The organism is Duncaniella sp., assembly GCF_029054785.1.
GTDB lineage: Bacteria > Bacteroidota > Bacteroidia > Bacteroidales > Muribaculaceae > Duncaniella.
Genome location: NZ_JAIDEN010000172.1, coordinates 1 through 7,842 on the forward strand (window position 1 = coordinate 1; position 7,842 = coordinate 7,842).

The 7,842-nt window shown below is 53.1% G+C and carries 8 protein-coding genes; 3 read left to right on the forward strand and 5 right to left on the reverse strand.

Going from position 1 to position 7,842, the window contains the following annotated elements; all coding sequences use genetic code 11:
* The first annotated feature begins 45 nt into the window (after window positions 1–45).
* From K2H17_RS10545 to smpB, 3 genes are all read left to right on the forward strand, one after another.
* Window positions 46–1,152, forward strand: a complete 1,107-nt coding sequence (locus K2H17_RS10545) for a hypothetical protein (protein WP_300134564.1) — start codon at window positions 46–48, stop codon at window positions 1,150–1,152.
* Window positions 1,153–1,492: 340 nt separating this feature from the next.
* Window positions 1,493–2,038 carry a hypothetical protein gene (locus tag K2H17_RS10550; protein WP_300134566.1) on the forward strand — a complete coding sequence of 182 codons (546 nt, stop codon included), beginning with the start codon at window positions 1,493–1,495 and terminating at the stop codon, window positions 2,036–2,038.
* Window positions 2,039–2,497: an SsrA-binding protein SmpB gene (gene smpB, locus K2H17_RS10555; RefSeq protein ID WP_300134577.1), complete on the forward strand. Its 459-nt coding sequence runs from the start codon at window positions 2,039–2,041 to the stop codon at window positions 2,495–2,497.
* Between the two features lie 7 nt (window positions 2,498–2,504).
* Here smpB and K2H17_RS10560 read toward each other — a convergent pair whose 3' ends face one another.
* From K2H17_RS10560 to lpxD, 5 genes are all read right to left on the reverse strand, one after another.
* Window positions 2,505–2,978: a hypothetical protein gene (locus K2H17_RS10560; RefSeq protein WP_300134568.1), complete on the reverse strand. Its 474-nt coding sequence runs from the start codon at window positions 2,976–2,978 to the stop codon at window positions 2,505–2,507.
* A gap of 8 nt (window positions 2,979–2,986) precedes the next feature.
* Window positions 2,987–3,964: an endonuclease gene (locus tag K2H17_RS10565; protein ID WP_300134570.1), complete on the reverse strand. Its 978-nt coding sequence runs from the start codon at window positions 3,962–3,964 to the stop codon at window positions 2,987–2,989.
* 85 nt (window positions 3,965–4,049) lie between these two features.
* Window positions 4,050–4,826, reverse strand: a complete 777-nt coding sequence (gene lpxA / locus K2H17_RS10570; protein WP_107033167.1) for an acyl-ACP--UDP-N-acetylglucosamine O-acyltransferase — start codon at window positions 4,824–4,826, stop codon at window positions 4,050–4,052.
* A gap of 47 nt (window positions 4,827–4,873) precedes the next feature.
* Window positions 4,874–6,256, reverse strand: coding sequence for a bifunctional UDP-3-O-[3-hydroxymyristoyl] N-acetylglucosamine deacetylase/3-hydroxyacyl-ACP dehydratase (locus tag K2H17_RS10575; RefSeq protein WP_300134573.1), 1,383 nt, complete (start codon window positions 6,254–6,256; stop codon window positions 4,874–4,876).
* A gap of 11 nt (window positions 6,257–6,267) precedes the next feature.
* Window positions 6,268–7,299 (reverse strand): UDP-3-O-(3-hydroxymyristoyl)glucosamine N-acyltransferase, encoded by a 1,032-nt coding sequence (gene lpxD, locus K2H17_RS10580; protein ID WP_300134575.1) that lies wholly within the window; start codon window positions 7,297–7,299, stop codon window positions 6,268–6,270.
* Window positions 7,300–7,842: the final 543 nt, after the last annotated feature.

Consider the following 7,842-nt stretch of genomic DNA (forward strand, 5'->3'; position numbering starts at 1 on the left):
CGACCACGGAGTTGTCCACTTCTAGGTTCGTCGGCAGCGTCAGTTGTGTATATTAGACAGCCCTATTTCCTGTTCATGAGCCGCGACTCCCAGCTTGCGATGGGTATCGGCGGAATGGTGCGCATGAGAGGCTATTTCGACTGGGGCGGGACAACCGGAACTCCGGGCTTCTCGCCATATTTCATCCCGACCAAACGCGATGAGCTTAACCGCCAGAGGCTCGGCACAAGCCCTGCCGGCACGGCTCTGTTTTTCCGCGTGATAGGCCGCAACAAGCGTCTCGGTGACTATCAGCTCTACATCGAAGCCAATTTCAACGGCTACGAGACTCGCGACTTCCACCTGAAAAAAGCCTATGCGACAATCAATGACTGGACAATCGGCTACGCGTCATCGACTTTCGGAGACGGTGCGGCTGTCCCTCCGACTGTCGATGCCAGCGGTCCGACAATGAAGATGGACGGAACAAATGTACTGGTCCGCTATATGCACCACTTCAAAAAGAGCGGCATCTATGTGGCTGCTTCGGTGGAGACTCCCGGCATGACAATACAGGAAGACGGAACCACCACTGCGGCCCGCAGCCAATTCCTGCCGAATATCTCCGCTATGGTCCAGTATGAGTGGCAGACCGGACAGCACATACGCCTGTCAGGCATCACCCGCTTTCTGCCCTACCGCGACATGGTCAACGGTCACAATCATCAGGAAGTTGGCTGGGGTCTGCAACTGAGCACCGTGTTCCGTCCGGTCGATCCGCTGACGGTCTATGCGACAGTCAACGGAGGCCGTTCCTATTCAAACTTCGGCGGCGATTTCCTCCTTGGCAAATATGACCTCGTCTCGCGTCCGGATGATCCCGGAAAACTCTACACAGTCCCCGGCTGGGGCTACTTTGCCGGTCTGCAATATAATTTCACTCCGCAGGTGTTCATGTCGGCCACTTTCGGTCAGGGCCGTTATCTCCCGCGCCATGACACAGCCCAGGGCAGCGACTACAAATACGGACTCTACGGAGCCGTCAACCTCTTCTGGAACGTCACACCCCGCATCAGCTTCGGCGCTGAAGCCAATTTCGGAGAGCGCATGAACTTCGACGGCTCCCACGGCTGGGGCAAGAGAGTCGGCGCCCTCGCCCAGTTCTCTTTCTGAAAAACGCAATTCCCCCCACACCCAACAAGCATTTTTTTAACTGCTAAGTAACTCTTGAAAATTAATTTATACTTGATGCGAGATTTATTTCCGGGAAAAGTCTTTCGCAGTTACTTTGTAAAAACATATTACGCTTAATTTTTTAAGATCTACTTATTCATAATAATTTATCAATTCTGAAGTCCGGCCACAGCCGATGTTGCGGTGACCGGACTTTTTACCCGTCAGCGTCCGCACCGTACACAAAATATCGCACCCTACGGATAATTGCTTGTTCTATCTGGCGGATTTTTCGGTGATTCTGTGTAATTTTGCAGTTGATTTCAAAAAAACGATTCCTATGCGCCGCTATCTAAAATATTTGTTCCAACTGGTACTTTCGCCCGGCAATGGCTGGGAAGATATCGAAGTGGCCGCTGACAATCCTCGCTCAATCGCGGCCCGCGGTTTCTATCCGCTGATAGCGGTGACGGCTCTCAGCGAGTTCATGCAGGGAGTCTATCACAACTCCGAGTTTCTGGTTCTGTTCATGAAGATGATCGTGACCTTCCTTGTCTACTTCGTGAGCTACTTTTTCGGGGTGTTCGCTCTTTCGCTTTTCGCAGAGCCTACTCTTGAAAAGCGCTATGACGAGACCCGGTGCCACACCTTCGTCCTCTATACACTGGGGCTGCTGGCTCTGATCTCGCTGATCATAAATCTGCTGCCGATAACCTCGGTGATGCTCTTTTTCCTGCCTTTCTATGTGGCCCTGATCCAGTGGAAAGGTGTCTCCTACATGGGTGTAAAAGCCGAGAAAGTCGGTATCTTCATGATCATCGCCATCCTCGGCGTCCTCATGCCACCCTATTTCTTATATTTTCTATTTTCACTCATAATCGGTTAAATTCACGTGATTTCAAAGGATATCAACATAAAGAACAAACGTGCCACCTTTGACTATGCCATCGGTGACACTTTCACTGCGGGCATCGTCCTGACCGGAACGGAGATCAAGTCAATCCGTCAGGGGAAAGCCTCGCTTGCCGACACTTTCTGCTATGTGGACAAGGGTGAGGTGTGGATCAAAAACATGTATATCGCCGAGTATTTCTACGGTACTTACAACAACCATGCCACCCGCCGCGACCGCAAACTTCTGCTCAACCGCAAGGAGATTGCCAAACTTGAGAAAAACGGCAAGGAGAGCGGTTTCACAATCGTTCCGCTCAGGCTTTTTATCAATGACCGCGGACTGGCCAAGTTAGTGATCGGAATCGCTCGCGGTAAAAAGGAATATGACAAGCGTCAGTCCATCAAGGAGCGCGAAGACAAGCGTGCTATGGCGCGTATAATGCAGAAATAACGCGCAATCAGCGCAGGGTCACAAGCATGTAGCCTCCGTCATTGGCCTGCGATGACCCGACATGATACCAGACCGCAGATGCGGTCTGTTTTTTCATGACCACTCTGACATTCTCCAGCCGCCGTCCGTCAACAGCGATCCATGAGTCCGCACAGACTGAGTCAGTCCCGGCTCTTCCGATCTGAAAATCGACTTTGGTGTCGCCGTCAAGATCTATGAATGATCCGCTGCCGTCGGCTTTTGACTTGACAAGCACTCCCGCGCGGTCGAAACGCAAGCGGATCCCGCCGCCGATGAAGCGGAGACAGTCATCTTTCAGTTCTGCTTCAAAATCCCAATCGCCTCCGTCGGGCGAGGGGCGTCGGTTCGGGCCGTCAATGATGCCCGGATCTTTCGGGTCATCGCTTCGCCGCACTCCGTCTGAACCTTTGTCGCAGGCGGCAAACGCCAACATGGCGAGTGCGAAAACAATTATCTTCACGCAGCCTCTCATCCTTCTGTAATTTTGATCATCAGACATCCGCGTTCGCCGGTGGAGGGCGAACGATAGTTCAGGCAGTGGTCTCCGATTCCAAGAGCAGTGGTCGAGACACTGCTTCCGTCAACTCTGACTCCGTTGGCTTCCCACACGGCATCTGAGGCAACGTAGGGCGACCACAGGTCGATCTGCCCCTCACTCAGCCGGTAAGTCCCCCTGAGCGCCTTGGGCTCACCTTCTATCAGAAAAGTCTCCCCCTGACGGCTACCCCAGATATATTCCGCAAGGTCGGGATAATCGACAAATGGATTGCCGTTGCCCTGCATGCGTCTGGCAAGATCATTGACCGCGATTTCGTCAGGTCCGGGGGGACAGGCTCTGTGCCAGTCCATAAGCATCCGTGAAGAATACGGATCAAGGCCCGGCCAACGTTCTGAGTTCATCATCAGATAGGCTTCCGGCGCCCAGACATCGACATGATAGAGCGTCGACATATAAAAATAAGTTCGGGCCAGCCGGCCTTTCAGCGCTTCCGGCGGCCAATAGCATTCGAACTCTTCCCCACCCATCAGTCCGAGGCCCGATTTCCACAGCCCGTTTGAGTAGCGGACTGTGACCACTTCACTTATCGGCCGGCTTCCGCGCCACTGCCTGACATCGGTATCAAGCGGGATCCTATTATAAAGGTCACGGCTGACGGTGTCGCCATATATCCGCACTGCCTCCCGCCACCATTCCTCAGGCACAAGCGTCGACCATTCATAGCCCGCAGGCAGTTCTCCGCCTGAAATCCGGATGGATCTGCCGGTGAACGGATCGTCAAAGTCAATGTCGATGACTTCGGTTCCGACCAGCGCCGACGGGCGGCTTCCGCGGGCTATTTCACGCAGCAACGCCTCGCCGCCAAGACCGTTAAAAGGCACCCCGGCATCCGTCTGAAACGGTGCCGAAGTGCCTATGATGAGTAATAGTGAGACTACCGGTCTCATGAGAGGAGAGAGTTATAGAATTTTGATACTGTCTGTCACCGCCGGAGAGGGCTGCGGAGAGCGCCGTCCCGGTCGGGCAGAACAATTATACGTAACCGCGGATGATGCCTCGCTTCGAGTTGCGCACGAACAGGATGATCTCATCGCGTTCTTTGGTTGCGGGAAGCTCGGCTTCGATGCGCTCTACGGCGTCTGAGTTGTTCAGGCCTGAGAGATAAAGATAGCGGTAGGTTTCCTGGATATCACGGATGGTCTCGTTGGAGAATCCGCGACGGCGCAAACCGATGGAGTTGACTCCGGCATAGGCGATCGGCTCGCGACCGGCCTTGACGTAGGGAGGAATGTCTTTGTTGACAAGAGCGCCACCCTGAAGCATGACATGAGGACCGATGTGGCAGAACTGATGGATCAGAGCGCCGCCGCCGATCACTGCGAAATCGTCGATAACAACCTCGCCTGCACACTGCACGGCATTCGACATGATCACGTTGTCACCGATCACACAGTCATGGGCCACGTGGCAATAAGCCATGATCAGACAGTTGCTGCCGACCACAGTCTTGCCCTTGGAGGCGGTTCCGCGGTGGATTGTGACACATTCGCGGATCGTGGTGTTGTCACCGATGATGGCGACAGACTCCTCGCCACGGAATTTCAGGTCCTGGGGAGGTCCCGAAATCACAGCGCCGGGATAGATTGTACAATTCTTGCCGATACGTGCGCCTTCCATGATGGTAACGTTCGAACCGATACGCGTACCTTCACCGATCTCGACATTCTGATCAATAGTTACAAACGGATCAATCACAACACTCGGATGGATCTTAGCCGCCGGATGGACATATGCCAAAGGTTGTTTCATAATTTCTATCTACGAGAGGTTTCTCTCTGTGTTTAACTTGATTTCTATTACTTGTTCTTGATGATCTGGGCCATGAACTCACACTCGGTGACGATCTTTTCACCCACAAAGGCATAGCCTTTCATCATTGCGCATCCACGACGCAGCTCGGTCATGAAGGATACGTGGAAAATGAGGGTGTCACCGGGCACAACTTTCTGACGGAACTTCACGTTGTCGATCTTCATGAAGTAGGTCGAGTAGCGCTCAGGCTCGTCAAGACCGCTCAGCACCAGGATGCCGCCGGTCTGAGCCATAGCTTCTACCTGGAGAACGCCAGGAAGCACAGGTTCCTGCGGGAAATGACCCTGGAAGAAGGGTTCGTTGGCTGTGATGTTCTTGACACCGACAATATAGTTTGTGCCCTTTTCGATGATTTTATCGACCAGGAGGAAGGGATAGCGGTGGGGGATCAGCTCACGGATGCGGTTGTTGTCCATCAGCGGCTCTTTGTCCGGATTGTAGACCGGAGCCTGCACTTCCTGATGCTTGATCTCGCGACGGATGCGCTTTGCAAATGTCGTGTTGATCGAATGGCCGGGACGGGTAGCGATCACACGGCCTTTCAGCGGACGGCCGATCAGGGCGAGGTCGCCGATCAGATCGAGCAGCTTATGGCGTGCGGGTTCGTTCTCTGAAGTCAGAGGAATGTTGTTGATGTAGCCGAACATACTGACATCCTTGTGGGGTACATTCATCAGATCGGCAAGACGGTCAAGCTCGGCCTGTTCCATCGGGCTGTCATAGATGACGATGGCATTGTCAAGGTCACCGCCCTTGATAAGATTGCCTTTCACCAGAGGCTCGATCTCGCGGACAAACACGAATGTGCGGCTTGCGGCGATCTCCTCAGGGAAGTTCTCCACATGTTCCAGCGAGGCAAACTGATTATTGAGCACTACGGAATCAAAGTCAATCTTGACATCGACCGAGAACTCATCGTCAGGCAACACAAGGATCGAAGATCCGGTTGTGTCGTCGCGCACCTCAAGTTTCGACTTTATATAGTAATAGTCCTTATCGGCATTCTGCTCGGCGAGACCGACACGGGCGATCTCTTCACAGTAAAAACGCGCGCTTCCGTCGAGGATCGGCAGCTCAGGAGCATTGACCTCAATCATCACATTGTCGACACCGGCGGCATAGAGCGCGGCCATCGCATGCTCGATAGTCGAGACACGAGCCTCGCCCTTGGCAATCACGGTTCCGCGGGTTGTGGCCACTACATTCTCGGCAAGAGCGTCAATGACAGGCTGACCTTCAAGATCGACACGTTTGAATTTATATCCGTGGTTTTCAGGCGCGGGAAGGAAACGGGCTGTAATCTCAAGCCCGGTATGCAATCCTTTGCCGGTGAGTGAGAACTCACCATTCAGTGTATTCTGATTCATATAATAAGCTTTCAATTTTTTACTTCTTTGATTTGCTTCTCAAGCTCTTTGACGCGTTCGTAGAGAGAGCCGAGCTTCTTCATGTAGACAAGGCTACGGGCATATTCTCCCATTTCCACAGCCGGAGCGCCCATGATACGGTCGCCGGGCTTGGTACCCTTGTTCACACCGCTCTGCGCACCGATCTGAGTGCCGTCGGCAATCGAGATATGACCGACAAGACCGACCTGGCCTCCGATCATACACTGTGCGCCGACCTTGGCAGAACCGGCGATGCCGACCTGTGCAGCCATAACGGTATGGGGGCCGACTGCGCAGTTGTGGGCAATCTGGATGAGATTGTCAAGTTTGACTCCGCGTCCGATGCGGGTAGCGCCCATCATCGCGCGGTCAATCGTGGTATTGGCACCGATCTCAACATCGTCCTCGATCTCAACATTGCCTGTCTGAGGAATCTTTTCATAACCGCCTTCAACAGGAGCAAAGCCAAATCCGTCAGCACCGATCACGGCACCGGAATGGATGATACATTTCTTACCTATCTTGCAGCCATGATAAACCTTGGCGCCGGCATAAAGAATCGTACCATCGCCGATTTCACATCCGTCGCCCACATAGGCCTGAGGATAAATCTTGACTCCGGCACCGAGCTTCACACCCTGTCCGATATACGCAAAAGCACCGACATAAGCATCTGCCGGCACCTCTACACCGTCCGCGATAAAGGCCGGAGACTCAACTCCGACTTTCTCGACCTTGGTCATCTCCGTCACCATTTCAAGCAGACGGGCCACAGTCGCATACGGATCTTCAACACGAATAAGGGTAGCTTTCACCGGTTGCTCGGCCACGAAATCCTTTCTGACGAGCACAACCGACGAGTCAGTCGAATAAACAAAATGAGTGTATTTTGGATTCGCCAAAAAAGAAAGTGCGCCGGGACGGCCCTCTTCAATTCTGGCAAAAGTGCTCACTTTCACATTTTCATCACCGTCAACAATACCATTGACCAATGCTGCAAGTTGTGACGCAGAAAGTTCCATTCGTATAGATTGTATATATAGTTACTTTGCTTAATGTGTTAAAAAAGAATGGATAGACTGATCCATTTTCCTGCAAAAGTACAACAAATTTGCGTAACCGCAAACAAAAAGCCGCTATACTTCAATATAGAGGGGAATTAGAGAGTTTCTGACAGGTTCAAAAAGGAGTTTGTGGAGCGCCGGGAGTACTGGGAACCTTGAGAGTTTTGGGAGCACTGGGAGTTCTGGGAGATTTGAGGGATTGGGAGCTCTGGGAGTCCTGAGAGCTTTGGGAGTTTTGCGAGGGAGGGTTGGATTCAAGGGGCGGCGGATTCCGGGGAGGCGGGGTTCTGCTTTCGCAGGACTCGCAGAACTCGCAGTGCTCCCAAAGGTCTCAGAACTCCCAGAGCTCCCAAAACACCCAGTTCTCCCAAAGCTCCTCAGGACTCTCAAGGCTCTCAACCCTGTCGGCTCTTGCTGCCTTAGCCCTTAAACAAAAAAAGCGCGGGCCGGATGTCTGTCTGACTGACAGTATCCGGCTCGCGCGCAGTAGAGGGGGCGGTT